The sequence below is a fragment of the Klebsiella sp. MS 92-3 genome (assembly GCF_000195655.1).
Classification (GTDB): domain Bacteria; phylum Pseudomonadota; class Gammaproteobacteria; order Enterobacterales; family Enterobacteriaceae; genus Klebsiella; species Klebsiella pneumoniae.
In genome coordinates, this window is the sequence record NZ_GL882741.1 from 32,368 (window position 1) to 33,487 (window position 1,120).

The following is a 1,120-nucleotide window of genomic DNA, read 5'->3' on the forward strand; positions in this document are numbered from 1 at the left end:
GGGGGGGGGTCTTGTTATTTTCTTCGCAGCAGGAGGATTAATAGAAATCGTGAGCGGCTTTCTCCGCCTGCGCCATCCACACCGGCTGCTCGCTGGTTTTCGACCACACCCGGTGCAGCCAGCTGTAGTAGCGGGCGCGATCTTTCCAGAACAGCATCACCGGCAGCGCCGCGACGCCAGCCACGACGGCGAAAGCACGACGCAGCAAAATAATATGAGCAGGATAAGCTTTGTACAACGCCATCATTTCTCTCCCCTTTGTCAGGCCGGCAAGCAGCGCCGGTAAAATTAATCATGTTTGTCTGAGCAAAATAATACCGCTCTGCTTGTAATTTTACTACTCATCCGACCACTAAAAAGCACGTATTTATACTTAATTTACATTCGCCACGTAAATTAGTTACGAAAAAGTTAAATTAATACTAACCATCAGTTAATTTGTGCCTTTGTCATTTTTATACTTTTTTTACACCGCACCCGCGGATTTTTGCGAAATCTTTGCGCCGTAATTTCTATCCTCCAGGTAAATCGAAAACACACCCGGAGGTGGATTGTGACTGCAGGCGTACTCACTGGCGTTGGGCTGGTGTTCCTGTTACTGGCTTATCTGGTTTATGCCTTGATACATGCGGAGGCATTCTGATGGCTGCCCAGGGATTTTTATTATTAGCCAGCTATCTGCTGGTATTGCTGGTGCTGGCGCGCCCGCTGGGGATGTGTCTGGCGAGAATGGTGAACGATATCCCGCTTCCCGGCCTGGCCGGCGTCGAGCGCGTCTTGTGGCGCGTGGCCGGGATCCGCGCCGAGGAGATGGGCTGGCTGCAGTATTTGCTGGCGATCCTGCTGTTTAACGCCCTCGGCGGCCTGGCGCTGTTTGCCCTGTTGATGCTCCAGGGCGTGCTGCCGTTTAACCCGCAGCACCTGCCGGGGCTGTCATGGGATCTGGCGCTCAATACCGCGATCAGCTTTGTCAGCAATACCAACTGGCAGGCTTACGCCGGCGAAAGCACAATGAGTTATCTCAGCCAGATGGTCGGCCTGACGGTGCAGAATTTCCTCTCCGCCGCCACCCCCGGCGCCCCCCGGGTTGCCCCCTCCCCCCCCCCCCCCCCCCCCCCCC

At 55.1% G+C, this 1,120-nt stretch carries 3 protein-coding genes; 2 read left to right on the forward strand and 1 reads right to left on the reverse strand.

What is annotated here, in order from left to right:
* Positions 1 to 37: 37 nt before the first annotated feature.
* Positions 38 to 247 (reverse strand): DUF2517 family protein, encoded by a 210-nt coding sequence (locus HMPREF9538_RS22825; protein ID WP_004142243.1) that lies wholly within the window; start codon positions 245 to 247, stop codon positions 38 to 40.
* Positions 248 to 553: 306 nt separating this feature from the next.
* Between HMPREF9538_RS22825 and kdpF the strand changes: the two genes are divergently transcribed.
* Positions 554 to 643, forward strand: a complete 90-nt coding sequence (gene kdpF, locus HMPREF9538_RS31240; protein ID WP_020323459.1) for a K(+)-transporting ATPase subunit F — start codon at positions 554 to 556, stop codon at positions 641 to 643.
* A partial coding sequence (locus tag HMPREF9538_RS32750) for a potassium-transporting ATPase subunit KdpA (RefSeq protein WP_009484148.1) occupies positions 643 to 1,120 on the forward strand: 478 nt, incomplete at its 3' end. The genes kdpF and HMPREF9538_RS32750, both read left to right, overlap by 1 nt.

What these genes read in the sequence shown, in the direction of transcription:
- HMPREF9538_RS22825 (WP_004142243.1), bottom strand. Translation starts at nt 247, where the DNA reads ATGATGGCGTTGTACAAAGCTTATCCTGCTCATATTATTTTGCTGCGT.